Genomic DNA, 25,432 nt, shown 5'->3' with positions numbered 1-25,432 from the left:
CATTAAAAATCAAGCGGCCCTAACCTATTCATATTCCGTAAAATAAGGTATTGCCTATGGCGGATATAGGGTGTAGCATTATTTGGGGTCCAACGTAAAGGATTTGGGAAACATGCTGCAATTAAAGCGGCCTGGCGTTTGGTTAATTTGGTGCAAGATTTACCGTAGTATTCTTGCGCAGCTGCTTCAGCGCCATAAATACCATCGCCCATTTCTATAATATTGAGGTAAACCTCCAATATCCGTTCCTTGCTCCAAAACAGTTCTATCAACAGGGTAAAATAAGCTTCAAAACCCTTTCTGATCCACGATCTGCCCGGCCACAGGAAAACGTTTTTAGCGGTTTGCTGCGAAATGGTACTACCCCCTTTTACCTTTTTCCCCTTTGCATTGCTGGCAAATGCCTTTTCAATGGCTTTCATATCAAAACCAATGTGTTTTAAAAACAGCTGATCTTCGGCAGATACAGCAGCCCGTTTCATATTATCGGACATATCCTCAAACTTAACCCACTTTTTCTCTGTTTTAAAGGGCTTTCCATCTGCCTTACGCTCAATGTTGCGCAAAACCATTAAAAGTGTTAAAGGTGGATTGATAAAACGCAGTGCAATTACCCAGAATACAGAAACCAGTAGAAAATATAAAAATACCTTGGTAGCGATATCGGTAATCTTTTTTAAAAGCGGGTGTTTTGCCTTGCTTTTTGCACTTGCTCTACGGGTTTTTGCCATGGCGCAAAGGTAATTAAAGGGATGGAAGATGTAAAATGGAAGATGTGAGATTGTGATTTTTTAATAATTGAATTAAAAAGAACAATGCTATAAGCTATAAAATGCCTTTGTTTATGTATTTTGGGTTCAAAATTTACACAGATGAAAAAACTTGCATACCTTTTTATCATTGCAATAATATGCAGTTGCAGCACCACAAAAAACATCAGCAACAAATCCGAAAAATGGATTACACTTTTTAATGGCAAAGATATTAAAGACTGGAATGTAAAAATCCACCACCACGATTATAATGTAAACTATGGAAATACTTTCCGCGTAGAAGATGGGATGATTAAAGTGCGTTACGATCAATATGGCGATTTTAACGATCAATTTGGTCACCTTTATTACAAAACACCTTTTTCTTACTATCACCTTAAATTAAAATACCGCTTTGTTGGTGAACTCCAAAAAGGCGCACCAAGCTACACTTTGCGCAACAGCGGCGTAATGTTCCATTCCCAAGATCCGAAAACCATGCCCAAAGAACAAGATTGGCCAATTTCGATTGAAATGCAGTTCTTAGGTGGCTTAAGCGATGGTAAACCACGTCCAACAGGCAACATGTGCTCGCCAGGCACTGAAATTTTTTATAACGGCAAAATTTATCCCGATCACTGCCTGGATTCTAGATCGAAAACATACGATGGCGACCAATGGGTTTCTGCCGAACTTATTGTACTCGGCGATTCGCTGGTTAAACACATTATCAACGGAGATACCGTGCTCCAATACAGCAAACCGCAAATTGGCGGCGGCGTAGCCAACCGTTACGATCCTAAAATCAAAATAGACGGCAAGGCACTTAAAGCAGGTTTTATTGCATTGCAAAGTGAAGGACAGCCTGTAGATTTTAAAGACATCCAGATTATGGAGCTTCCGCACAGTGCTCAAATAAAATCTAATTAAACATTTTTCACTATCATACGTTAAAGCTACATGAAAGTTGCACTAATTACAGGAGGAAGTAAAGGAATAGGATTTGGTATTGCCGAATCGCTTTTAAAAGAAGGCTACAAAGTGGCCATAACCAGCAGAACAATAGCCAGCGCGAATCAGGCGGCATCGCAACTGGTGGCACATGGCGATATACTGGCCATTGAAGCCGATGTTGCTGATTACCATTCGCAACAGGATGCCATAAAACTGATTTTAGAGAAGTGGGGACAATTGGATGTGCTGATTGCCAATGCAGGTATTGGACACTTTGCACCTATTGATGAACTGGATATTAATTTATGGAAAGAAACCATTGATACCAATTTAACAGGCGTATTTTACAGCATTAAGGCAAGTGTAGATGAAATTAAAAGGACAAAAGGCCACATTTTTACCATATCGAGCTTAGCAGGCACAAACTTTTTTGCAGGTGGTTCGGCCTACAATGCAAGTAAATTCGGCTTAACCGGATTTACCCAATCGGTAATGCTCGATTTAAGAAAGTATGGAGTAAAGGTAAGTACCATTATGCCAGGCTCGGTAGCCAGCCATTTTAATGATCATCAGCCCAACAGCGAAGATGATGCCTGGAAAATCCAACCAGAAGATATGGGTAAACTGATTGTAGATCTGTTGGCCATGCCAGCCAGAACTTTACCAAGTAAGGTAGAAATAAGGCCGACAACGCCGAAGGGATAAGGTAGAGGAAAATGTGAGATGGATAATGGACGATGGGGAAACCAATTTTCCATTATCATCTATATATGCAGATTTAAGGATTTAATAAGCATTTTCAGCTACTACAATATCATCAACAAAACAAAATGCCCTGACTCTGTTACAAAAACCCAGTAAATCTGGGTTGACTTGGCTACAAAATCATTAAAAATGGCTTTTAAACAATCTATTGAAGATAATTTAATTCAATGGAAAAGCGATTACCCGTTTTAGTGATTTTAACATCTCCACTATCCTTTTAAAATCTGAATAAGATCATCATTAATGTAAAATACTTCTTTCCCTTCTTTAATATTACTTAATATTTTGGCATCCATTAGTTCATTAAAATATTTGGTAAGGGTTGTTCTTGAGCTAATTCCTAATAAATTGCCAATAAGTTTTGGCTTTATATATGGCTGACTAAAGATAGCTTCATTAACTTCTTTACTGTACCACTTCATTTTTGATTTACCGTGAACCAAAGTGGCTTCCATCTGACTAAGAATACTTAAAATCAATTGGTTGGTAAGCACAGCGGTCTTCTCTATTGCATCCAGCATATATAATACCCACGGTTTCCACAAACCTCTTTGTGTTACCGCGCCTAAATGATAATAATAATCATCTTTGTTAAGGATAATGTATTTAGAAAGATATAGTGTGGGCTGATCCAATAAATGTTTACTTACCAGGTACAACAAGTTTAAAATCCTTCCTGTTCTACCATTCCCATCAAAAAACGGATGTATTGCCTCAAACTGATAGTGCGCGATACACATTTTGATAAGCGGATCGGTTGGGTACTTAATATCGTTGTTTAGGTAATCTATTAAATTCTCTATTTTTTCTTCAATTATACCTGTCCCCCTTGGAGGTGTGTATATAACTTCTCCTGATCTAAATTCGCTTTGCCCTCTTTTGATTACAGTTAAGCTTTGCGGAGGTCTAAAACCTGCGGTTGAATTTTTAACCTGCCTGAATGTATTAATAACACAATCTGTATCTATTTTTCCATTTGAACGAATTAGTTTATACCCTTCCCAAAGCGCTTCCCTGTAGCGTAATACTTCCTTAGTTGCGGGCTTAATATTTTCTTCATTTAAGGTTTCAGATACTGCTTTGTATAATTCATCTTCAGTTGTAAATATATTTTCGATCGCGGTTGAGGTTTGTGCTTCCTGCAACGCAATGGTATTTACCAGCATAGTAGGGTTAGGTAAACGCTGAAAGCTGCTGTTGGTTGCTGCTAATGCTCTTGAAGCCGTTACTAATTTTTTAAGGATATCAATATCCTGCTCCACATCATTTAGCGGAGGCAGATTTCGCAGCTGGTTGTAAGGTTGTAATCTATCGTATGCCATAAGCGTTCATTTTTGCATATTATTTGGACACGTTTTGTAATCAGATTGAAATAATGGACACACTACTATAATATGTTCATTATTATCTAAAAATTGGACATATAACAAACTTACAAACAATAACTGGACATACAAAACAATTATGTTCATTTTTAATATAAAAATGAACATGTAAATACAATTTTTAAATTTTCAGAGCATAAAAAAAGTCCCGATTCTTATCGGGACTTTTTTTGATTCTTTAAAAGAATGCTTATTCAGCAATTACTTCGAAAGGAACCTGAACTTTCACTTCTTTGTGTAAGTTTAAGTTAGCAACATATTCGCCAACAAATTTAGGTTCAGTTTCGAAAGTAATACGACGGCGATCTACATCAAAACCTTGCGCTTTCAATGCTTCAGCAATCTGGATGGTGTTAACCGCTCCGAAGATTTTTCCGCTTTCGCCAGCTTTAGCACCGATTGAAAGTTTAACCGAAGTTAAACGCTCAGCAACACCTTCAGCATCTTTCTTAATTTTATCTTGTTTAAAAGCAGCTTGCTTTAAGTTTTCAGCCAATACTTTTTTAGCTGAAGAAGTAGCCAATGCGCCAAATCCTTGAGGGATTAAATAGTTACGGCCATAACCTGGCTTTACTGTAACTACATCATCTTTCTCACCAAGGCCTTTAATATCTTGTTTTAAAATAATTTCCATATCTCTAGCCTCCTATTTTAATTGATCAGCAACGAAAGGTAACAAACCGATGTGACGGGCACGTTTTACCGCTTGAGCCACTTTACGTTGGAATTTTAACGAAGTACCAGTTAAACGGCGTGGTAATAATTTACCTTGATCGTTAATAAATTTCAACAAGAAATTTGCATCCTTGTAATCGATGTATTTAATTCCGTTTTTCTTGAAACGGCAATATTTTTTACGGTTATCCTCTACTTTAGGGGCAGTTACGTATTGTATTTGTTCTCTTGCCATTACGCTGCAACCTCCTTAGTTTTTTTGTTAAAAGCACCACTACGCTTTTTCTCATTGTAAGCAACAGCGTGTTTGTCTAAACGGATAGTTAAGAAACGTAACACACGCTCATCGCGTTTTAATTGAAGCTCTAATTTTGCGATCAAATCACCTGAAGCTTTGTATTCAGTTAAGTTGAAGAAACCATTCGACTTTTTGTCAATTGGATACGCTAATTTTCTCAAACCCCAATTATCCTCTTGGATAATTTCGGCTCCGTTATCAGTAAGAACTGCTTTGAATTTAGCTAATGCCTCTTTCGCAGCCTCTTCAGATAACAACGGGGTTAGAACGATAACAGTTTCGTACTGATTCATTGTTATAAATTATGTTTTTAATTTTTTAATCCCGAGGTATATTACGGGGATGCAAAAGTAACAATATATTTCTTAAAATCAAATGATTAATTAGAATATATTATATGGCAGATGGAAAATCTTCAATGGTAAATGTTGTGCAATGACAAAAAACTACCTCATCCATCATACACTTTCCATTTTACATCCTCCATCTTACGTTTTCCACCTACCCTTTAACATAAAAAAAGGAGATCATCTGTACGACAATCTCCTTAATCAATTAGCTGGATGTTATTAGTAAGTTTCTATCGTTTTAACAAAACTCTCATCTTTAAACTTTACCACAAAAGTTAAAGATCTTGAATCTGTTTTGCTGATATTGAATTTTTTGGTCAGCTGCGCTTTATCTTTAAATTCTTCAGCGTAAACTTCATCATTGTATTCGTTGTAAACCGTAACTCCGATTGGGCTTTTATCCAAATTGCTCAGGTTTAGGGTAATTACATCATCTTTTTTAGTATAAACCGGCTTAAATACATTTGATACTTTTGGCTCAGAAACAATAGCTTCGCCATTTTCGATTACCACATTATATTTTGCCAATTTAGTTTCAGATTCAACTTTAAGCACATATTTTCCATTAGGAAGCGCATTTAAATCATATACTTTGCTTGTAGTAGCAGAAGCATGGATATTTTCTTCAAATAAAATTTCATCGTCGGCACCAACCAGCGATAAATTCACATCTTCTGCCTTATCTGCAGAAAAACGGATAAACTTTTCTTTTTCGCCTTTTACTTTTAAGGTAAAATCATCATCGTTAGCGTGAACACCCGTAGCAGTAAAAAACAAAGCTGCTATTAAACCGATTTTTAAGAACTTTTTCATAACCAATATTTTAAAGAGTTAATAATTATATGACACCACTAAGGTAGGTATAGCCTCATTATCCAGACGATTGCATATTGGCCAATTTCTATGCTATATTACCCCTAAATCAGTCATATTTTTGTAATACACATAATAAAGCATATTTTCAACGTATATTAGCTTATCAATTTGAATCAAAATGAAACCAAGTTTTGAAGTTGTTGAACCTTCTTTTGGAAGTTCGTTCTACTATTCTAAATATGTAGAAAACGAAAATAACATGGCCCATTTATGGCACTATCATCCAGAAATTGAGATGGTATTTGTAAATGGCGGTGCAGGAAAAAGACAGATTGGAAGCCATGTATCCTATTATACCGACGGAGACCTGATCCTAATTGGGAGCAACCTGCCCCATTGCGGCTTTACCGACACCAATACCGGGAATAAAAACGAAACCGTTATACAGGTTAAACCTGGCTTTTTGGGCGATACCTTTTTAAATTTACAGGAAATAAAGGGAATACAGGAACTGTTTGATAAGGCAAAGGCAGGCATCGCTTTTGGGAACCAAACCAAAGCCCTAGTTGGCGATAGGATCGAAATGATGGACGATCAACAGCCTTTTGAAAGGCTTTTAACACTACTGAGTGTTTTTAAGGCGCTTGAACATGCCAAAGATTACAAAATCCTGAATGCGGCAGGCTTTTCTATGGAGATGCAGGTGCAGGACAACGACCGCATTAATATGATATTCAACTATGTGAAAGATCACTTTCAGGAACAGATCAGCCTGCATGATATTGCAGAAATGTCGAGCATGACGGTGCCTTCGTTCTGCCGTTACTTTAAAAAAATAACCAAAAAAACCTTTACGCATTTTGTTAATGAGTACCGTGTGGTGCATGCCTCCAAACTATTGGCCGAAAAACCGGTAAGCATTGCCAATATTGCCTACGAGAGCGGTTTCAATAATTTTAGCCATTTTAACAAGCTGTTTAAAGAGTTTACCGGCAAAAGCGCATCCGAATATAGGCACGAGCTTAAATCGGTGATTAAGTAAAAACCTCTATTTTAGATCAACCAAATACACATCTATTTAATCCGAAATATGAATAAGCTGCTCTTGTTATTATTGGTGAACCTTATCAGCTTTCCGCTTTACGCACAATATGTCGAACTCAATTTAATCGGCTGTAAGATAAGCGACACTGAACAAAAGAAAATAGAAAAGCTTATTGCCTACGAGCGCATGTTCTGCAACGAAATTTTTGAAACAAAAAATAACATTTCACTGCCGGTAAAAATAAATCTCTTCGGAAAAAGTAAAGATTTCCGCTTGGCGAAACGCGAATACAATGCCCCTGCAAAGTCGGATGGGTTTTATGTTCCTGCCTTAAACCAGGCCTTTGTATATAAAGGAAGTGATTTCATATCGGTAGCCACGCATGAAGCCAGTCATAGCATTTTCGAATCTAATTTTAAAAAATCGCCCAAATGGATTAACGAAGGTTTGGCAGAATTTTTTGAAACACTGGATTTTGATGGCGACGGAAATTTATATGCCTACCCGCAAAGTGCGCGGATAAAAAATATAAAAACGGGCATCGCTTTAAACGGAACCGGCCACATCAACCAGTTTCTTAAAATTTACGACGGTTCATTTTATGGCCACGATATAAACGACAATTACAATACGGCCTATGGGATTATTTATTTTTTTATTAAAAGTAAATCAGCAAACACCTTAAAAAAAATAATTAAGCTCACCAACCAAGGTTATGATACTGAAAAAGCAATAGAAATTACCTTCGGTAGCTTTGCTGCGTTTGAAAAAAGTTATACCATATTTTGCAACTACCATAAATAATGGACGTGTATTTTATAGTTAGAGAGTCTAAACATACCAAATACTACTTTTCAACATTCCAAGCTTACACATTCCAACTCCGTAAAAAATTCCTATTTTCGTGCCGATGGAAAATTTTATTGTTTCTGCCCGTAAATACCGCCCAGCTACGTTCGAAACCGTAGTTGGTCAGCAGCATATTACCGGCACGCTAAAAAACGCCATCAAAAACAATCAGCTTGCCCAGGCATTTTTATTTTGCGGGCCACGTGGGGTAGGTAAAACCACTTGTGCACGTATTCTTGCCAAAACCATTAACTGTACCAATCCTACAGCAGAAATGGAAGCCTGTGGAACCTGCGACAATTGCCAATCTTTCCAAAACGGTCATTCTTTTAATGTTCACGAATTGGATGCGGCTTCAAACAACTCTGTTGATGATATCCGTAGTTTAATTGAACAGGTACGCATACCGCCACAAGCCGGAAAATATAAAATTTATATCATTGATGAGGTTCACATGTTATCTCAAAGTGCATTCAATGCCTTTCTGAAAACACTGGAAGAACCACCTTCTTATGCTATTTTTATATTGGCCACTACCGAGAAACATAAAATTTTGCCAACCATTTTATCACGTTGCCAGATTTTTGATTTCAACCGTATCCAGGTAGAAGATATTGCCAACCACTTATCAACCATTGCGCAGCGCGAGAACATTGCTTTTGAAAGTGATGGATTGCACATTATTGCCCAAAAAGCAGATGGAGGTTTACGCGATGCTTTATCGATGTTCGATCAAATTGCCAGTTATGCCAACAAGAACATTACCTATAAAGCTGTAATCGATAACTTAAATATTTTAGATTACGATTACTTTTTTAAACTTACCGGCTATTTAACCGCAGCCGAAGTTAGCCAGACACTACTCTTGTTTGATGAAATTTTGAACAACGGTTTTGATGGCAACAACTTTATTAATGGTTTAGCTACCCACTTCCGCAATTTATTGGTGGGTAAAGATGCAGCAACCATTAAACTGCTTGAGGTTAGCGAAAACATTAAACAAAAATATTTAGATCAATGCAGGCAAACAGAATTATCGTTTCTTTTAACGGCTTTAAATTTGGCCAATACCTGCGATCTGAATTATAAAAACTCTAAAAACCAGCGTTTACAGGTAGAATTGGCACTGATCAAAATGTGCCACATCCGGTCGGTCGTCAATTTAGCCCAACAGCCTTTAAGCCCTAATCAAACAGCAACTGACTCAGATCAGGATAAAAAAAAAACTAATGTCGTAGCTGAAAAAGCGGTACAAGCCGAAAGCTTACAGCCGAAAACTGAAAGTGAAAACACTGCTCCTGCTGCTAAAACGCCGGTTATCCCCAATAATCCGGTAGATAAGCCCAAGGAAACACCACGAACAACCAGTATTCCTACGGCAACATCAATCAGCATCAGCATTCCAAAAGCAAATCCTGCCAGTACCTTAATTCCATCGTTAAACGATCTGGAACGTGTAGCAGATGGCGAAGATGATGGCAAGCCGAAAACCGTTACTGGCGAAGCACGGGAAGTATTTAGTTACGACCGTTTGTTGGAGGTGTGGAGCAACTATGTCCAGATTCTTAAAGCAGCCGATAAGATTAACCTCTTTACCATCCTGAATAATTTTGCCCCGGTACTTTTAAAGCCCGAATTAATAGAAATCTCTGTAGAAAGCAAAACGCAGGAACACCTTATTCAGCAAGAATCTGTTGAGTTGTTAAACTACTTACGGAACGAGCTCCGCAATTTCGGCATATTGGTTACCTACAAATTAATGGAGCGTAAAATAGAAAACAGGCTTTACGGTAACCGCGAAAAGTACGATTACCTGGTTAATAAAAATCCGAAACTGGATGAGTTGCGCAGAAGGTTTAATTTAGATATTAATCCATAAAAATTAATGCGTACTGATCAAAAATCTACTTTTAAAAACACAGCCATCGGCGCTTTAATCTTTACCCTCATTTTTGGAACCATACAGGCATTTACCTCAGGCATTGCGTACGCTTTTATTGCCGCACCAATTGCAGGTGTAATTTTCTGGATATTGATATACCTCTTCTTAAATTCAAAAAAGGTTAAGCAACAAACTTCGCTTGCAGAGGAAGATCAGGAAGGGGTTATTCATTCGGGAGCCGCAAACCATTTCAAAAATGCAGAGGCCGTTGGCGGTAAACTATACCTGTTAACAGATAGGTTAACGTTTAAATCGCATGGCTTTAACATTCAAAACCACGCCTTTAGCATCTATTTAAGCGAAATTGAAGCCTTATCTTTTTACAATACACTCGGCCTTTTGCCAAATGGTTTAAAAATATTGCTGAGTAATGGCGAAACGGAAAAATTCGTTGTAACCGACAGAAATATCTGGCAAGCAGAGCTAGAAAAACTCAAAAAAGCATGATAAAAAAAAGCAGGGCCATCGTAAATAACCCTGCTTTTCCATTTATGATTGTTTCGTCAAATAACCATCTTCCCGACGGTGATCTCTTGACTATTTTTGGGGCGTATCATTAATCGGATAACCTTCTTCGTCTAAATCATCGCGGTTATCTTCGGGCGTACGGGCCAGAATTTCATCTTCAGGGCTCAGTTTAACGCTTTCTCCATTATCTACATGCATGCCTAATTCTTCTAGTTCATCGTTGGCAATATCTTCATCGCGGGCGTACTCATCACCAACATAGGGGTTTGCCTCATCGTAGGTAGAATCATCATCCTTTGCACCGGCAGCAACAGTCTGGTAACCCATTGGGTGATCGTAATCTTTATCAATACCTTTAACATCAAGTTCGTAACTCTGCTTATTTTCATCATAAGAGAGGTTCTCTTTATTGATTTCGCTATTTTCTGTGGTACTATGTATTTTATCCTGCGATCCTTTATTTTCGTTAATTGCCATGGTATGGGTCTCCTTTAATTTTATATAAATATAACAAAAGGATGCTGATAAGGTTTTTCTGTAAGTATAGAATCTTTTTATTTGGGCCTGCCCTTAAGCTGTGCAAGGGCCGCGGGTAAATTGCCGGTAAATTTCTTTATTTCGGTCTGTAGGGATACAGACCGCGGAATTAGGCATAAGAAAAGCGCCCCAATTTACATTGGGACGCTGATATATAAATTTTGACAACTCAATAAGCTTACAAAGAAGCTAAAGCTGTATTTAATGTTCCGCTCGGACGCATTGCCTGGCTTGCCAAATCATCATTAGGATTGTAGTAGCCACCGATATTTTGCGGTTTACCCTGAGATCCGATCAACTCTTCGTTAATTTTTGCTTCATTCTCCAATAATGTTTTAGCCAACGGTGCAAACCTAGCCTGCAGATCAGCATCATTAGTTTGTGCAGCTAAAGCCTCAGCCCAATATAAAGCCAAATAGAAATGAGAACCACGGTTATCAATTGTTCCCAGTTTTCTACCAGGAGATTTATCCGTTGCCAGGAATTTAGCATTTGCCTCATCAAGTGCATCGGCCAATACCTGTGCTTTCGCATTATTTTGGGTTTGCGATAAATGCTCTAAAGAAGCTTGAAGTGCCAAAAACTCACCCAATGAATCCCAACGCAGATAACCTTCTTCGATAAATTGTTCGATGTGTTTTGGAGCAGAACCACCAGCACCTGTTTCAAATAAACCACCACCATTCATTAAAGGAACAATAGATAACATTTTTGCAGATGTACCCAGTTCTAAAATCGGGAATAAATCTGTTAAATAATCACGCAGTACGTTACCTGTAACCGAAATGGTATCTAAACCTTTACGGATACGCTCCAAAGTAAATTTAGTAGCTTCAATTGGTGCCAAGATGCGGATATCCAAACCAGTAGTATCGTGGTCTTTTAAATAGGTATTTACTTTAGCAATAATTTCCCTGTCGTGCGCCCTATTTTCATCCAACCAGAAAACCGCAGGGGTTTCCGATAAACGTGATCTGTTTACAGCCAATTTTACCCAATCCTGAATTGGGGCATCTTTCGTTTGGCACATGCGGAAAATATCGCCTTTTTCTACTTTCTGATCGAAAAATACTTTTCCTTCAGCATCAGTAACGCGGATTGTTCCCGGCGCTGCTGCTTGGAAAGTTTTATCGTGAGAACCATATTCTTCAGCTTTTTGAGCCATTAAACCCACATTTGGTACCGAACCAATTGTAGTTACATCAAAAGCACCATGAGCTTTACAATCATCAATAGTTGCAGTGTAAACACCAGCGTAAGAACGGTCAGGGATTAAAGCAATCGTATCCTGTGCCTTACCTTCTTTGTTCCACATCTGCCCAGAAGTACGGATCATTGCTGGCATCGAAGCATCAACAATCACATCCGAAGGAACATGCAGGTTGGTAATTCCTTTATCAGAATTCACCATAGCCAAAGCTGGTCCATCGGCAATAGCCTGGGCCAAAGCCGCTTCAACTTCTGCCTGTTTAGCATTTCCGGCTATTTTAGCATAAATGTCGCCCAAACCATTTCTGGTGTCGATATTCAGTTCTTTAAAAAGATCAGCATATTTGGCAAACACATCCGCAAAATAAACTTCTACAATTGCACCAAAAATAATCGGATCAGAAACTTTCATCATCGTTGCTTTTAAATGCGCCGATAATAAAACACCTTCAGCCTTAGCTTCAGCAATTTCTTTTGCTACAAAAGTTTTTAAAGCCGATAAACTTAATGCAGAACTATCAATTACTTCGCCTGCTTTTAAAGGCGATAAACCTTTTAATTCAGTTACGCTACCATCTGCAGCCACAAATTCTATTTTAAACTGGCTGGCTTCGGCAACAGTTGTAGATTTTTCAGAACCGTAAAAATCGCCCTCCGTCATGCTCGCAACCCTGGTTTTAGAATCTGAAGACCATTTACCCATTGAATGCGGGTTTTGTTTTGCATAGTTTTTAACGGCTTTGGGTGCTCTACGATCAGAGTTACCTTCACGTAAAACCGGATTTACCGCCGAACCTAAAACTTTTGCATATTTAGCTTTAATTGCTTTTTCTTCTTCGCTCTGCGCATTATCCGGATAGTTTGGAATGGCAAAACCCTGCGCTTGAAGCTCAGTAATTGCGCCCACCAATTGTGGAATTGAGGCAGAAATATTCGGTAATTTAATGATGTTTGCTTCTGGAGTGGTTGCCAAGGCACCAAGCTCTGCTAAAGCATCACCAATTTTTTGGTCGTCTTTTAAATACTCAGGAAAGTTTGCCAAAATTCTTCCTGCTAAAGAAATATCTCTGGTTTCTACATCAATACCTGCTGATGCGGTAAAAGCTTGTACAATAGGTAAAAGTGAGTAAGTAGCCAACATTGGCGCCTCATCGGTTTTGGTGTAGATAATTTTTGATGTATTTGACATGTTTATATTGATTTTGCTTATTAAGGTTAAATATCAGACCGGTTTTAAGGTTTCAAAACCGATCTTTTAAAATCGCCTAAAGATAAAATAATCGGATGAATTAAGGAACATTGTAATGTTATTTATGGTGTTGATGTTAAAAGGTCGAAAAAAATAATCGATATTGTAAAAATTTGAGGAGATAGTCAACGCTAAATGTTTTAGTGATAAATTTAAGCTATCAACATTTCTGCTTGCTTATAAATCATGCGGATCAATTTTAGATTAACACTCACACAAATGAAAAAAATTAGACTGTTCAAGGCACCTTTATTTATCCTATCTGTTCTTTCAATCGCAATTTACAGTTGTTCGCCAAAGCTCTATATTGATGAAGAAAAGCGCTACCAGGCCGGCTCATTAACCGATGCACAGGTCGATTCGCTTCATCTATACCTAAAAGAAAACCAAAGGGTTGCTTTAAAGGATACCATCATTATTAAATACGATTTCAATAACGATGGCTGTTGGAATGATTTAACGTATCAAAATGCAGAATTTTTAAATAATGTAAGGTGGACTTTCCAAAAAAATATCCTGGAAAAAGCAGAGGCAAGACCAAAAGTCGCCATATACCAGTACCGCCAAACCGGCAATAATTTCAGCCAGATTAAATCAAAAGGACTGGAAATAGAAACGGATTCTGGTTTTCTTAAAAAACTCCTCTTCAAAGAAATTACCACTTGCGGTACTTCGGCCATTATACTCCCTACCGGAAAATTCCTGTTGGTAAAATCAGATGCCCAGTTTTCGGCACTCTTGCTAAATGCCAATCAGATTGAAAAAAAACTCCAGGAAAATTTAGTAAAATAGATCGAAAGGACAATAATCGGCGCATTAAAAAATTTAACACTTATTTAACTAAATGCTTCGTTACAAAGCTGTAATTTAGTTTTGACTAATGATTATCAACCTTATATCGATTATTCGAAATGTTCAGGCATGCGTTTTTTTTATATTTAAAATGCATGTTAAAAGCTGCATATAGCATTTTACAAATGCTGCCAGAACATATTACCTATTAAAGGCAAACCATATTACGCTCTTAAAGGAAGGCACTTAACCGTGCTTTCCTTTTTTTTATTTCTGGTTGTGGCAATTGTTGCTTATCTAAAAACATCTTCAACATTTCGATGTTATATTTTTGAAATCCCACAGATCAAAATTATTAAGATGAAAAATAAGTTCTTTTATACGGCAATAATGGCTTCGGCAGTTCTTTTTGGCTGCCAGTCTAATTCAAATCAGCAAAAGCAAACAGAAGATTCGACAGTAATTACCAAAACTGGAGCAATTGATTTACCTGCCCCAGATACCAATGCAGCCAAAAGCAAATTTAGTAAGGTTATTGGCTGGCCAGAAGGAAAAACGCCTATTGCACCCGAAGGATTCGTAGTAAGCAAATTTGCTTCGAATATTAAAAGCCCCCGCAATACCTACATCGCGCCAAATGGAGATGTATTGGTAGCCCTTTCCAATTCGGAGCGGAGCACAGTAGAGGCTGTGGCGAATGCAGTAACCGGCAAGGCAAAATCAGAAGTACCGGGTAAAAGCGCTAACACCATTCTGCTATACCGTGATGAAAATAAAGATGGCAGGCCCGAAACCGTAACCACATTCTTAAACGGGTTGAACCAGCCATTCGGCATGTTGATTATCGGAAATTCATTTTATGTGGCCAACACCGATGGACTTTGGCAGTACCCATATAAAACCGGCGACACCAAAATAACCGCTACAGGTAAAAAGATTTTAAGTCTGCCCGCTGGAGGTTATAACAACCACTGGACCAGAAACCTAATCAGCAATACTAATAAAAGCAAAATTTACATCACCATTGGATCGGGAAGTAATGTTGGTGAAAATGGTATGGAAAATGAGGTACGCAGAGCAAACATACTCGAAATAAACCCCGATGGAACGGGCGAAAAAATTTATGCCAGCGGTTTACGCAATCCCGTTGGGATAGACTGGGCACCATCAACCAATGTATTGTGGACGGCAGTTAATGAGCGCGATGGATTAGGCGATGATCTTGTTCCCGATTATATTACAAGCGTAAAACCGGGCGCTTTTTATGGCTGGCCCTACTCTTATTATGGACAAAACGAAGATCCACGTTTAAAAGGTAAAAATCCTGAAATGGTTAAAAAAGCAATTGCCCCAGATGTTGCAGTTGGTGCACATACAGCTTCTTTAGGCCTAGCTTTTTACAAGGGAACAAAATTCCCGGCAAAATATCAGGGAGGTGCATTTATTGGTCAGCACGGATCGTGGAACCGCTCAACAATTTCGGGTTATAAAGTTGCTTTTGTACCTTTTAAAGACGGAAAGCCAACAGGAAAACTTGAAGATTTTTTAACCGGTTTTGTAGCTGATACAGAAAAGGCCGAGGTTTATGGCCGTCCGGTTGGTGTAACATTAACCCCAGACGGTGCCTTACTGGTAGCGGATGATGTTAGCGGCATTGTTTGGCGGGTAACTGCGAAATAGTTTGTAAAATAGCCATAGATTTATCGGATATGCTTAAATTTAGCCGATTAATCTGTGGCTAACCATTCAATCCCGACCTCCTTTGAAAGCAAACCTTACCCTACTATTAACCTTCGTTTCATTTATCAGCTTAGCGCAAACCATTAAAACAGATTCGACCAAGCGGTTAAATGAAGTAACGGTGAAAGGCTATTATAACAAACAGCCATTGCTCAGGTCAGTATCCTCGGTAAGTTTGGTGGATAGCAGTTTAATTAGAAACCAACAAAGCAACTCGTTGGTGAGCACCTTAAATACAGTACCCGGGGTTAGAATGGAAGAGCGTTCTCCAGGAAGTTACCGCTTATCGCTACGTGGTAGCCTGCTCCGCTCGCCTTTTGGGATCAGGAACATTAAAATTTATGTTGATGATTTCCCTTTAACCGATGCTGGTGGCAATACCTATTTGAATGCGCTTGATGTAGCAGCAGTTGGCAACCTGGAAATTTACAAAGGGCCTGAAGCCAGCATATTTGGAGCCAACACAGGTGGTGCGATACTGATCAACCCAATAGTAATAAACTTAAACGAAATCAATGCTTCTGCCCAAGCTGGTTCGTATGGATTGTTTCATCAAACGGCCGCAGTCAAACACCAATTTAAAAACTACAGCTTCAGCTTTAGTGAAGGTTATCAAAAAAGTAGCGGTTTTAGGCAAAACAGCGCCATGGACAGGAAATATTTCCAAACCATGCACCAATGGAACTATGCTCCAGCAGGCACCTTAAAAGCCTTTATTTTTTATAGCGATCTCAGTTACAAAACCCCTGGTGGACTCACCGCCACTCAACTGGAACAAGACCCTAAACTCGCGAGGCCTGCAACCCCAACCTTGCCTGGCGCCATAGCACAACAGGCTGCCATTTACAACAAAACAATTTTTGCGGGTTTATCCAATGCCTATCAGATCAATAAGCACCTGAAACACGTTTTGGCGTTATTTACAACTTACACTGATTTCAAGAATCCATTTATTACCAATTACGAGCAGCGCTACGAAAGCACATTGGGATTAAGAACCTTTTTAGCTTACGATGAAGTAAAAGAAGATTTTAAATTCAATGCACAGCTTGGAGTAGAAAGTGCTGCAACAAAAAGCCAGATCAAAAATTTCAACAACAATGCAGGGGAAGCTACCACGATGCAGGCCTCAGATCGGTTAAAAGCCAATCAGGATTTTGCCTACCTGAAGTTAAACTTTGATATCAATAACAAATTCCTTGTCGAAATCGCTTCGAGCTTGAATTTCTTCAGTTACAATTATCAAAGTTATTTCCCCATAGTAACTGATTCAAAAAAACGTAGATTTAATACCCAGTTTATGCCGAAAGCGGCTATCTCCTATCTTATTACATCAAACCTCTCAGCCCGGGCTTCTGTTAGTAAAGGTTATTCACCGCCAACAATTGCCGAAGTAAGGTCGTCAGATAATAACATCAACAATAACCTGCAGGCGGAGTTGGGCTGGAATTATGAATTGGGTCTTCGTTACCAATCAGCCAATAATCGTTTTTATGCTAATGGGACTATATTCAGGTATAATTTAAAGGATGCCATTGTGCGGAGGTTAAACCAAAATGATACAGAATACTTTATCAATGCTGGTGGAACCAAACAGGAGGGCATTGAACTAGAAGCTTCTCTTTGGCTCATCAGAAACAGCACTGTTTTTTTAACAGGTTTACAGCTTAGAAGCAACTATACCTTAAGCCAATTCAGGTTTGAAAATTTTGTAAGTGGCACTTCTTCTTATAGCGGCAATAAACTTACCGGCGTTCCGGAGCATATTTTAGTAAACAGCTTGGAGTTTAACTTCAAAAAAGAATTCTACCTGTTTGTTCAGCACAATTATACTTCTGGTATTCCGCTAAATGATGCAAATACGGTTTTCGCAAAAAGATATCACCTTGTTGAAGCTAAAGCTGGCATACGCAACCTGCGCTTAAGCAAAACCCACGTAGAACTATTTGCTGGAGTAAACAACTTACTTAATGCCAATTATAGCCTAGGCAATGATTTAAACGCTGCTAATGGGCGGTATTTCAATCCTGCAGCAGGTATCAATTTTTACACCGGTTTATCCATAAAATTATAGTAAACTATAAAAATAGCATCATGCAGATGAATGCATGATGCTATTGGGTCATCACTAAAATGCCGTTGCTGCAGCAGTTTCTTTTACAAGTAATTCGTTCACTACAATCTCGGTAAAGGAACGTTTGCCTCCACTTTTCGCTTCGTAACTGCCCGATTGTAAACGCCCTTCAATTGACAGTTTTGCACCTTTCTTAACTTGCGATTCAGCAATGTCTGCTTTCGCATTCCAGAAAATTAAAGTAAACCAATTCGTTTTTTTAATGTCCTCTCCTACACTATTCCTGTAGGATTCATGTACGGCGAGGTTAACTTTTGCCAATTTTTGATTACCAAATGATTTAACGTCTACATCAGTACCTGCAAATCCACTTAATACAACTTTGTTAATTACATTTTCCATGATCTTCTAATTTATAAGTTTCTAATTCTTTAACGACCAGCCATCACCTCGATAACCGACAGAACAAAATTGCGATCAGAAGCAAAAATTATTCGGTTAATAAATATTTATAGTCGTTTATAAACGTTTAATACCGGATAATCAACCTTTATTGCCAATAAAACGCATTAATTTTTTTCTTCCACAAATTAATTTTTATACTTTAGGGCATCATCCCATAATAAAAAAACTAAAAATTATTATGGACCGTTTATGTCTTGATTGCGGAAACTCAGTAAAAGGGAGAGCCGATAAAAAATTTTGCGATGATTCTTGCCGCAACAACTACAACAATCGCTTAAAGATTGAAGATAACCTTATACTTAAAAGGATAAATGGTATCTTAAAAAAGAACCGTGCTATATTGGCCAGCTTAAATCCTTCAGGAAAAGCTAAAGTTAGTCGCAAAAAGTTGATTGCAGCCGGTTTCAATTTTGAATACCATACCTACACCTACAAAACCCAAAACGGGAACGCCTACATTTTCTGCTATGAATACGGGTATTTAATTTTAGATAATGAACGCTTTCTATTGGTAAAAAGGGAGGAGAGTTTGTGGTTATCTTAATTGGTGAATTTAACAGGGATTATTGATCGATTGACTGTTTTAAATCGATCCTATTTTTTATTCACAATGGAGATTGCTAGCTTTATCACCCGATGATAAACTACAACAATAAAGTTTTCAGACCAATTAGCAACACTGAAAACGGAGAAACTACAGATGAAACTGTTTTCACCTATAAACAGCATGGAAATTTGCTTAGTGCTGAATATAGCGGCGGAAAGATCAGATTTGGCCATTTAATAGGCCTTGTAGATGAAAATGGCAATATTGAAATGCGCTATCATCAGGTCAACCGACAGGGAGAATTAATGACGGGGATATGCCATTCTAAACCAGAACGCCTGGCCAGTGGTAAAATCAGACTTCATGAAACCTGGGAGTGGACATCAGGAGACAGATCAAAAGGTGAATCGATTATCGAAGAGCAATAGGTTGAACAACATTATGTTAGAAAAAGAAACATTGCTTAACCAATTGCCTGAAGTTTTAGTAACCGCATCGAAGTTAATTTATCAGCCATTGGGATACAAAATCAGCAATTACCAAACAGAAAGTGAGAGTCAGGAATATAATGCCTGTACTTTTCAGCTCAACCACCTCAAAATTATGCACCGGCTTTCTAAAATTACACCCAAAAAAACTGGGCAGTTTGTTACCATCTGGAAAAGAAACAATCTTGGCATTACCATTCCATTTGATGATCTCGACGATTTTGATCTCCTGATTATTTCATCAGAAACCGATAAACACTTTGGGCAGTTCATTTTCCCTAAAGCAATACTCGCACAGCATAAAATTATCACTAACAATGGAGTAGAAGGTAAAAGAGGTATCCGTGTTTACCCTCCTTGGACCATTGCAGCAAATAAACAGGCCGCAAAAACACAGCAATGGCAAATAGAGTTTTTTTCTTCAGAGGCTTCCAATACTTCAAACCTCTAAACTTAGCAAGTTTCGGGTAGTTTAGCCCCTGTTTTCAAACTACTTTTGGATATCAATTTTTCAGACCATGAAACCACAAGAGGAAATTAATTTTAATAGGATAGCCGAAGCCATTAACTATATACAAGCTAATTTTAAAAGGCAGCCCAATTTAGAGGAAATTGCCGAAAAGGTCAATTTAAGCCCTTTCCACTTTCAAAGGTTGTTTAGCGAATGGGCGGGTACCACACCAAAACGTTTCTTACAGTATATCAGCATCGGCTACGCGAAAGAATTATTAAAGGAAAACCAGAGTTTATTCGCTACAGCTTTAGAAACAGGCCTTTCGGGCACAGGAAGACTGCATGATCTTTTTGTGAACATTGAAGGGATGACACCAGGTGAATATAAAAATGGCGGAGAAAACCTCCATATCAATTATAGTTTCGCTGAAAGTCCGTTCGGAAATATTCTTGTAGCCAGTACCCCAAAAGGGATTTGTCATATCGCTTTCTACGAGGTGGAAAGTAAAGCATTGGCCGATCTTATGCACAAATTTCCATCTGCCCAATACCAGCAGATACTGGATAAAGAACAACAGAACGCGTTATACATATTTAGTCACGATTGGAGCAAACTACACCAGATTAAACTGCACCTTAAAGGAACAGATTTTCAGTTAAAGGTTTGGGAAGCCCTGTTAAAAATCCCAATGGGAAAGCTGGCCACTTACGGAAACATAGCCAAACAGCTGCAAAATCCAAATGCCTCAAGAGCAGTTGGCACAGCCATAGGCGATAACCCAGTCGCTTTTCTGATCCCGTGCCACCGGGTAATACAATCGAGCGGTGCTTTAGGCGGATACCACTGGGGAGTAAACCGAAAAACAGCGATTATTGGTTGGGAAGCTGCGAAGGCCAATCCGATCATACCATGATCAGGCATACTGACATTTCGGTAACAACATTTAAAAAGCTTTTCAGAAATGATGAAATTTGTTTCGGCGGAAACGCCAGATTAAAAATTTATGGCCTGTTGAACTGCAAATCAGGAAAACGCATGAAAAAACAAAACCGCGTATTTTTCAGTTCAGCAAAGGAGGCAATTCAATATGGTTACCGCCCATGCGGGCATTGCTTAAAAAAAGAATATAAACAATGGATTTATTCAACTCAGAAATAGATATTAACCAAAACCTGCTGCCTTATGGTGGAACAGTAAATTATTATGGAAAGTTATTTTCTCCCTTAGCAGCTAATCATTATTTCGATGTGCTGATGGATACCATTGAATGGAAAAACGACGAGGCTTTTATTATGGGAAAGCACATTATTACCAAGCGAAAAGTAGCCTGGTATGGCGATGAAGCTTATTCTTATACGTATTCAAACAAATCAAAACTGGCCCTACCCTGGACTAAAGCACTAATTGATTTAAAAAACGTGGCAGAGGTGCAAACAGGTACGAGCTTTAATTCGTGCCTGCTAAATTTATACCACAACGGCGACGAGGGAATGGCTTACCATAGTGATGACGAAAAGGCTTTGGCAAAAGATTCGGCCATTGCATCGTTAAGCTTTGGTGCCGAGCGGCGGTTCCTTTTTAAGCATAAGCAAACTAAAGAAACAGTAACCTTATTATTAGAACATGGAAGTTTACTGGTAATGAAAGATGAAACGCAGACCAATTGGTTACACCGCCTCCCGCCTACTAAAAAGGTAAATAGGCCAAGGGTAAACCTCACTTTCCGAACAATGGTTGTTTAAGCCGATGCATTACAAAACCTGGCAGGTAAAATGCAAAAAAGCCACTACGAATAAATGTAGTGGCTTTTTAAATGGGTTAGATACTGTTAATGTTTAAACTCTTTTATATCAACAATGCGGTCATCATCAGCATTTTTCTTTAAAAACGGTGTACCGTTTGCACTTGGCACCCAGGTATAATCGCGTTGAATATTGCTTACCAGGGTTTCAGGTTGGCTGGTTAATGATGCTGGCAAAGGCAGTGTAAAGGTTTCGCCATTGGCCACATTGGTTTGGTATAGCGAATTTGCCGTTAAAAACACAAGTGTTGTTTTATCACTCGAGTACATAAAAAACTTACCCTGAATACGTTCATCCTCTTTTTGTCTTTTAACCGGATACACCTTTGAATTAACCGTATTGATAAAATAATCATTATTTATCAAAATACTGGTACGGGTTAACTCTTCAAGGCCGTTTGTATATTTTTTATCTTCGGCACCTTTTGATGCTTTATTTAAGCTAACCACTTCGGTTTTACCATCGTTTAAGTAAATGATGTAAAAAGGAGCTTTTTTACCACTTCCATCCGATACCTGAACCAATACGGCAGTTTTTTGTGTATTGATAAAAGAAGCACTCAAAAATTTTTTAGCAGCAGGTTTAGGTACATCATCGATAGTAATGGTTGTATCTTTATAGTTGATGGCAAAACGGTCGGCATAAGCCAATGCACCCGAATCTGTTTTAACAATGGTAAGGATCTCTTTTTTCGATTTAGGAAAAACGTTAAAATCTTCGTTGGCAGCAATAGGTCTGGCTTTGTAAGTCTTTTCCGAACTTGAGCCACAGCCAAACAGTACGATAGAAATAATGAATGCGTAAAGCGTAATTTTCATGAGAATAGCTATTTATTTTTTCCGCTAATTTATAATCTTTCTGGCTTTTAATTTATTAAAGTCACCATAAAATTACTGCAATTGAATAAAATTTGTGGTGACCTAAAAGTATGAGCAGTTTGAACAACATGGCAAGCTAAGCAACTGCCGTTTTTTTTCCGCAGAGTAAACAAAGGAAAGCGCCAAGAAAAAGAAGTGAGCCCAGCTTGGAGCTGTCCGTGCAATTTGTGGTAAATAAATCGTAAAATGCACAAAGGCTGCGATCTTTGCGTTTCTCTCTCCGCGAAATTGCGCTAAAAAAGCCCGCAACCATTTAAAACAAAATTCCTTATTTTTGACTAAAGCAGAACCCATGGCAAGCGCTCCAAATTTTCTAACTAAAAACAAAAGCATCATTCTTTATGGGGTTTTTCTTGCTGCACTGCTTTTTTTATTGAAATGGCTCGAACTCCGCTTCATCATTATTAACCATGCTTTCGAAATTTACGCAGGCTCAATAGCTGTTATTTTTACAGGTTTGGGCATTTGGTTGGCCCTTAAATTAACAAAACCCAAAACCATACTCATTGAAAAGAAAGTTTTTGCAGAAAAACCAGAAAGCTTTATCCTTAACGAAAAAGCCTTATCCGAGCGAAACATCAGTAAAAGAGAATTAGAAGTTTTGCAACTGCTTTCGGCAGGATTGAGCAATCAAGAAATTGCCTCACGGTTATTTGTTTCACTCAATACCATCAAAACACACAACGCCCGATTATTTGAAAAACTGGATGTAAAACGTAGAACACAGGCCATAGAGACTGCTAAACGACTCAACCTTATTCCTTAATACTTTAGCATGAAAATAGGCTGAATCTAAAAAATCACCCTAAAGTATGAGGCTTTACAACAATATTCAGCACAATTTTGTAAGGTAAACTTTATAAAAAACCACAAAGGCATCAATACTTCTCGAGGGCTAAAAAGAGATTATGATGGCTTATTAAAAAACAAACAGATGAAAAAGAACGTAATTGTATTCGGATTAATTGCTGGTTTAATCGTATCAATCTTAATGGTGCTTTCTATGGCTAGGTGCTATAGCGACCCAAACCTTGAGCACAGCATGCTGATAGGCTATGCCTCCATGGTTTTGGCTTTCTCTTTTATTTTTGTAGGCATTGTAAACTACCGGGATAAATATAATAATGGATCGATAACCTTTGGCAAGGCCTTTAGAATAGGCTTACTGATCAGCTTAATCGCTTCTACCCTTTATGTTATTACCTGGCTGATTGATTACTATTTCTTTATGCCCGATTTTATGGACAGATACGTGGCTCAGGCACTGAGAGAAGCAAAAGCAGGAGGCGCATCAGCAGCCGAAATTGCGAAACAGGCCAAAGAACTTGCCGTTAACCAAGAGCTTTATAAAAACCCCATTATGGTGGTGCTTTTTACCTACCTGGAAATTTTACCGGTAGGTTTGATTATCTCTTTGGTTGCAGCTCTTATTTTAAAAAGGAAAGCCAAAGACCCGTTAACTGCACAAGTTGCCTAATGTAACTGCCAAGTTCAAATCTTCCTGAAGCATTCATTTTCAGGAAGATTTTTCTTAAAAAACCAAAAGCAGCCAAAGAATATTTATTAATTGGAACCATATCTGATCAATAAGGAATTAAATAGATTTTATAAATTAGCTTCACCTTAACGCTTTTTTAGTAACTATTGATGAAGATTTACGCCGAAACCAAGCGCTTGATTTTAAGAGCGCTGCTGGCTACAGATGCCCCAGGAATGTTTGAAATGGACAGCGATCCTGAAGTTCACCTTTACCTGGGCAACAAACCGGTAAAATCGATCGCACAGAGTGAAGCCGATATTGAATTTATACACACGCAATACCGCGAAAATGGAATTGGCCGCTGGGCGGTTATAGAGAAAGAAACCGGTAATTTTGTGGGCTGGTCTGGATTAAAATTGATTAAAGAAACCCATAACAACCACAGTAATTATTACGATCTGGGCTATAGGTTTAGCAAAAGATATTGGGGAAAGGGCTATGCTACTGAAACGGCTATTGCCGCAAGAGATTATGGCTTTAACATATTGCAGCTCAATGAAATTATTGGAATAGCCGATGTAAATAACCTGGGATCGATCCACGTATTGGAAAAAACCGGGCTAAAGCGGATTTCGGTGTTCGATTACCAGGGCATTAAACACCATTGGATGCGTATTGAAAAACAATCTGCAATTATCCGATTATAAATTCTAATTTCGCCGCAAAGAGCAATGATATGGAATTTAAAGATAGCAACGGCAATATTTTAAGCGAAGGCGATTCGGTTACGGTAATTAAAACCTTAAAGGTTAAAGGTATGGCCGCTGATATAAAGCAGGGCACAGCGGTAAAAAACATCCGCTTAACCAACGATCCCAAAGCGATTGAAGGCAAGGTTAATGGAACAGTTATCGTGCTGAAAACAGAATTCCTGAAAAAGAAAAACTAGCGAAATTTCTACACGGCGTTTTATGGTTTAGTTTTTGATGGTAAAAAGGAACCATAAAACCTTTTATTATGAAAAATTTTATTGTATGCGGACTGATGATCTTACTATTTGCATCCTGTAAAGAAAAATTAGATCCGGCGAGTTTTACCAATACCAAATGGGAATTAACCGAACTGCCAGGTTTAAGCCTGCCCCAATCGGCAAAAGCTACCTTAAACTTCGCCGATAGCCTTAAAATAAGCGGAAAATCTTTCTGTAACAACTACGGCGGCCGTGCAGAAATTGCCGACAATAAAATAAGTGTAAAAGATGTTTTCGGCACCAGGATGTTCTGCCAGGAAACAGATGCGGCAGAGCGTTCGTATTTACATGCCCTAAATCAGGTTAACGGTGCGAAACTGGCTGATAATAAACTGTATCTTTTAAATGGCGATAAAACATTACTGGTTTTCACTAAAACCAATTAGAA

The 25,432-nt window shown here is 38.3% G+C and carries 30 protein-coding genes; 20 read left to right on the top strand and 10 right to left on the bottom strand.

What is annotated here, in order from left to right; all coding sequences use genetic code 11:
• Window positions 1–2 precede the first annotated feature (2 nt).
• Window positions 3–731: a monofunctional biosynthetic peptidoglycan transglycosylase gene (gene mtgA / locus ACS5PU_RS13385; RefSeq protein WP_439459675.1), complete on the bottom strand. Its 729-nt coding sequence runs from the start codon at window positions 729–731 to the stop codon at window positions 3–5.
• Between the two features lie 141 nt (window positions 732–872).
• Between mtgA and ACS5PU_RS13380 the strand changes: the two genes are divergently transcribed.
• Together ACS5PU_RS13380 and ACS5PU_RS13375 are read left to right on the top strand one after the other, a co-directional pair.
• Window positions 873–1,682 (top strand): 3-keto-disaccharide hydrolase, encoded by an 810-nt coding sequence (locus tag ACS5PU_RS13380; RefSeq protein ID WP_439459674.1) that lies wholly within the window; start codon window positions 873–875, stop codon window positions 1,680–1,682.
• 30 nt (window positions 1,683–1,712) lie between these two features.
• Window positions 1,713–2,411, top strand: coding sequence for an SDR family oxidoreductase (locus ACS5PU_RS13375; RefSeq protein ID WP_439459673.1), 699 nt, complete (start codon window positions 1,713–1,715; stop codon window positions 2,409–2,411).
• A gap of 269 nt (window positions 2,412–2,680) precedes the next feature.
• Here ACS5PU_RS13375 and ACS5PU_RS13370 read toward each other — a convergent pair whose 3' ends face one another.
• The 5 genes from ACS5PU_RS13370 to ACS5PU_RS13350 all read right to left on the bottom strand — a co-directional run bounded on the left by ACS5PU_RS13370 (window position 2,681) and on the right by ACS5PU_RS13350 (window position 5,992).
• On the bottom strand, window positions 2,681–3,793 hold the full coding sequence (locus tag ACS5PU_RS13370) for a Fic family protein (protein WP_439459672.1): 1,113 nt from the start codon (window positions 3,791–3,793) through the stop codon (window positions 2,681–2,683).
• A gap of 253 nt (window positions 3,794–4,046) precedes the next feature.
• On the bottom strand, window positions 4,047–4,490 hold the full coding sequence (gene rplI / locus ACS5PU_RS13365) for a 50S ribosomal protein L9 (protein ID WP_439459671.1): 444 nt from the start codon (window positions 4,488–4,490) through the stop codon (window positions 4,047–4,049).
• A 12-nt stretch (window positions 4,491–4,502) separates the two neighbouring features.
• On the bottom strand, window positions 4,503–4,766 hold the full coding sequence (gene rpsR, locus ACS5PU_RS13360; protein WP_010599582.1) for a 30S ribosomal protein S18: 264 nt from the start codon (window positions 4,764–4,766) through the stop codon (window positions 4,503–4,505).
• On the bottom strand, window positions 4,766–5,122 hold the full coding sequence (gene rpsF / locus ACS5PU_RS13355) for a 30S ribosomal protein S6 (protein ID WP_175632175.1): 357 nt from the start codon (window positions 5,120–5,122) through the stop codon (window positions 4,766–4,768). The genes rpsR and rpsF overlap by 1 nt, the downstream gene beginning before the upstream one ends.
• A 276-nt stretch (window positions 5,123–5,398) precedes the next feature.
• The gene (locus ACS5PU_RS13350) at window positions 5,399–5,992 is read right to left on the bottom strand and encodes a hypothetical protein (RefSeq protein ID WP_439459670.1); all 594 of its coding nucleotides are present in this window, start codon (window positions 5,990–5,992) and stop codon (window positions 5,399–5,401) included.
• 181 nt (window positions 5,993–6,173) lie between these two features.
• Between ACS5PU_RS13350 and ACS5PU_RS13345 the strand changes: the two genes are divergently transcribed.
• The 4 genes from ACS5PU_RS13345 (at window position 6,174) to ACS5PU_RS13330 (ending at window position 10,278) form a co-directional block, all read left to right on the top strand.
• Complete coding sequence (locus ACS5PU_RS13345; RefSeq protein ID WP_439459669.1) at window positions 6,174–7,037, top strand: AraC family transcriptional regulator; 864 nt, start codon at window positions 6,174–6,176, stop codon at window positions 7,035–7,037.
• 48 nt (window positions 7,038–7,085) lie between these two features.
• The gene (locus tag ACS5PU_RS13340; RefSeq protein WP_439459668.1) at window positions 7,086–7,844 is read left to right on the top strand and encodes a DUF1570 domain-containing protein; all 759 of its coding nucleotides are present in this window, start codon (window positions 7,086–7,088) and stop codon (window positions 7,842–7,844) included.
• A gap of 106 nt (window positions 7,845–7,950) precedes the next feature.
• A complete protein-coding gene (locus ACS5PU_RS13335) occupies window positions 7,951–9,768 on the top strand; it encodes a DNA polymerase III subunit gamma/tau (protein ID WP_439459667.1) in 1,818 nt (605 codons plus the stop codon).
• Between the two features lie 6 nt (window positions 9,769–9,774).
• A complete protein-coding gene (locus ACS5PU_RS13330; RefSeq protein WP_439459666.1) occupies window positions 9,775–10,278 on the top strand; it encodes a hypothetical protein in 504 nt (167 codons plus the stop codon).
• Between the two features lie 90 nt (window positions 10,279–10,368).
• Here ACS5PU_RS13330 and ACS5PU_RS13325 read toward each other — a convergent pair whose 3' ends face one another.
• Window positions 10,369–10,776, bottom strand: coding sequence for a hypothetical protein (locus ACS5PU_RS13325; RefSeq protein ID WP_439459665.1), 408 nt, complete (start codon window positions 10,774–10,776; stop codon window positions 10,369–10,371).
• Between the two features lie 238 nt (window positions 10,777–11,014).
• Window positions 11,015–13,234 carry an NADP-dependent isocitrate dehydrogenase gene (locus tag ACS5PU_RS13320; protein ID WP_439459664.1) on the bottom strand — a complete coding sequence of 740 codons (2,220 nt, stop codon included), beginning with the start codon at window positions 13,232–13,234 and terminating at the stop codon, window positions 11,015–11,017.
• Window positions 13,235–13,513: 279 nt separating this feature from the next.
• Here ACS5PU_RS13320 and ACS5PU_RS13315 point away from each other — a divergent pair, with 279 nt between their 5' ends.
• The 3 genes from ACS5PU_RS13315 to ACS5PU_RS13305 all read left to right on the top strand — a co-directional run bounded on the left by ACS5PU_RS13315 (window position 13,514) and on the right by ACS5PU_RS13305 (window position 17,900).
• On the top strand, window positions 13,514–14,086 hold the full coding sequence (locus ACS5PU_RS13315) for a hypothetical protein (protein ID WP_439459663.1): 573 nt from the start codon (window positions 13,514–13,516) through the stop codon (window positions 14,084–14,086).
• A 360-nt stretch (window positions 14,087–14,446) separates the two neighbouring features.
• Window positions 14,447–15,766 carry a PQQ-dependent sugar dehydrogenase gene (locus ACS5PU_RS13310; protein WP_439459662.1) on the top strand — a complete coding sequence of 440 codons (1,320 nt, stop codon included), beginning with the start codon at window positions 14,447–14,449 and terminating at the stop codon, window positions 15,764–15,766.
• Between the two features lie 82 nt (window positions 15,767–15,848).
• Complete coding sequence (locus ACS5PU_RS13305; protein WP_439459661.1) at window positions 15,849–17,900, top strand: TonB-dependent receptor; 2,052 nt, start codon at window positions 15,849–15,851, stop codon at window positions 17,898–17,900.
• Window positions 17,901–17,954: 54 nt separating this feature from the next.
• On the opposite strand, the gene ACS5PU_RS13300 is transcribed toward ACS5PU_RS13305, so the two are convergent.
• The gene (locus ACS5PU_RS13300; RefSeq protein WP_439459660.1) at window positions 17,955–18,302 is read right to left on the bottom strand and encodes a single-stranded DNA-binding protein; all 348 of its coding nucleotides are present in this window, start codon (window positions 18,300–18,302) and stop codon (window positions 17,955–17,957) included.
• 241 nt (window positions 18,303–18,543) lie between these two features.
• Between ACS5PU_RS13300 and ACS5PU_RS13295 the strand changes: the two genes are divergently transcribed.
• The 6 genes from ACS5PU_RS13295 to ACS5PU_RS13270 all read left to right on the top strand — a co-directional run bounded on the left by ACS5PU_RS13295 (window position 18,544) and on the right by ACS5PU_RS13270 (window position 21,596).
• The gene (locus tag ACS5PU_RS13295; protein WP_439459659.1) at window positions 18,544–18,909 is read left to right on the top strand and encodes a hypothetical protein; all 366 of its coding nucleotides are present in this window, start codon (window positions 18,544–18,546) and stop codon (window positions 18,907–18,909) included.
• A gap of 92 nt (window positions 18,910–19,001) precedes the next feature.
• Window positions 19,002–19,340, top strand: a complete 339-nt coding sequence (locus tag ACS5PU_RS13290) for a n-acetylglutamate synthase (RefSeq protein ID WP_439459658.1) — start codon at window positions 19,002–19,004, stop codon at window positions 19,338–19,340.
• Between the two features lie 13 nt (window positions 19,341–19,353).
• Complete coding sequence (locus ACS5PU_RS13285; RefSeq protein ID WP_439459657.1) at window positions 19,354–19,851, top strand: MepB family protein; 498 nt, start codon at window positions 19,354–19,356, stop codon at window positions 19,849–19,851.
• A gap of 67 nt (window positions 19,852–19,918) precedes the next feature.
• The gene (locus ACS5PU_RS13280; protein WP_439459656.1) at window positions 19,919–20,767 is read left to right on the top strand and encodes a methylated-DNA--[protein]-cysteine S-methyltransferase; all 849 of its coding nucleotides are present in this window, start codon (window positions 19,919–19,921) and stop codon (window positions 20,765–20,767) included.
• Window positions 20,764–21,012 (top strand): Ada metal-binding domain-containing protein, encoded by a 249-nt coding sequence (locus ACS5PU_RS13275; protein ID WP_439459655.1) that lies wholly within the window; start codon window positions 20,764–20,766, stop codon window positions 21,010–21,012. The genes ACS5PU_RS13280 and ACS5PU_RS13275 overlap by 4 nt, the downstream gene beginning before the upstream one ends.
• The gene (locus ACS5PU_RS13270) at window positions 20,988–21,596 is read left to right on the top strand and encodes an alpha-ketoglutarate-dependent dioxygenase AlkB family protein (RefSeq protein WP_439459654.1); all 609 of its coding nucleotides are present in this window, start codon (window positions 20,988–20,990) and stop codon (window positions 21,594–21,596) included. The genes ACS5PU_RS13275 and ACS5PU_RS13270 overlap by 25 nt, the downstream gene beginning before the upstream one ends.
• 86 nt (window positions 21,597–21,682) lie before the next feature.
• On the opposite strand, the gene ACS5PU_RS13265 is transcribed toward ACS5PU_RS13270, so the two are convergent.
• Complete coding sequence (locus tag ACS5PU_RS13265; protein WP_439459653.1) at window positions 21,683–22,474, bottom strand: hypothetical protein; 792 nt, start codon at window positions 22,472–22,474, stop codon at window positions 21,683–21,685.
• A gap of 334 nt (window positions 22,475–22,808) precedes the next feature.
• Here ACS5PU_RS13265 and ACS5PU_RS13260 point away from each other — a divergent pair, with 334 nt between their 5' ends.
• From ACS5PU_RS13260 to ACS5PU_RS13240, 5 genes are all read left to right on the top strand, one after another.
• Entirely contained in the window at window positions 22,809–23,300 is a 492-nt protein-coding gene (locus tag ACS5PU_RS13260; RefSeq protein WP_439459652.1) for a response regulator transcription factor, read from the top strand.
• A gap of 168 nt (window positions 23,301–23,468) precedes the next feature.
• Window positions 23,469–24,011, top strand: a complete 543-nt coding sequence (locus tag ACS5PU_RS13255; protein ID WP_439459651.1) for a DUF4199 domain-containing protein — start codon at window positions 23,469–23,471, stop codon at window positions 24,009–24,011.
• 170 nt (window positions 24,012–24,181) lie between these two features.
• Complete coding sequence (locus ACS5PU_RS13250) at window positions 24,182–24,721, top strand: GNAT family N-acetyltransferase (protein ID WP_439459650.1); 540 nt, start codon at window positions 24,182–24,184, stop codon at window positions 24,719–24,721.
• 29 nt (window positions 24,722–24,750) lie between these two features.
• Window positions 24,751–24,963: an alkylphosphonate utilization protein gene (locus ACS5PU_RS13245; RefSeq protein WP_439459649.1), complete on the top strand. Its 213-nt coding sequence runs from the start codon at window positions 24,751–24,753 to the stop codon at window positions 24,961–24,963.
• 68 nt (window positions 24,964–25,031) lie between these two features.
• Window positions 25,032–25,430 (top strand): META domain-containing protein, encoded by a 399-nt coding sequence (locus tag ACS5PU_RS13240; RefSeq protein WP_439459648.1) that lies wholly within the window; start codon window positions 25,032–25,034, stop codon window positions 25,428–25,430.
• Window positions 25,431–25,432 lie beyond the last annotated feature (2 nt).

The sequence above is a fragment of the Pedobacter sp. GSP4 genome (genome assembly GCF_051857575.1).
Taxonomy (GTDB): Bacteria; Bacteroidota; Bacteroidia; order Sphingobacteriales; family Sphingobacteriaceae; genus Pedobacter.
The sequence above is the reverse complement of the archived record's forward strand: the minus strand, read 5'-3'. Positions and strand labels throughout refer to the sequence as shown.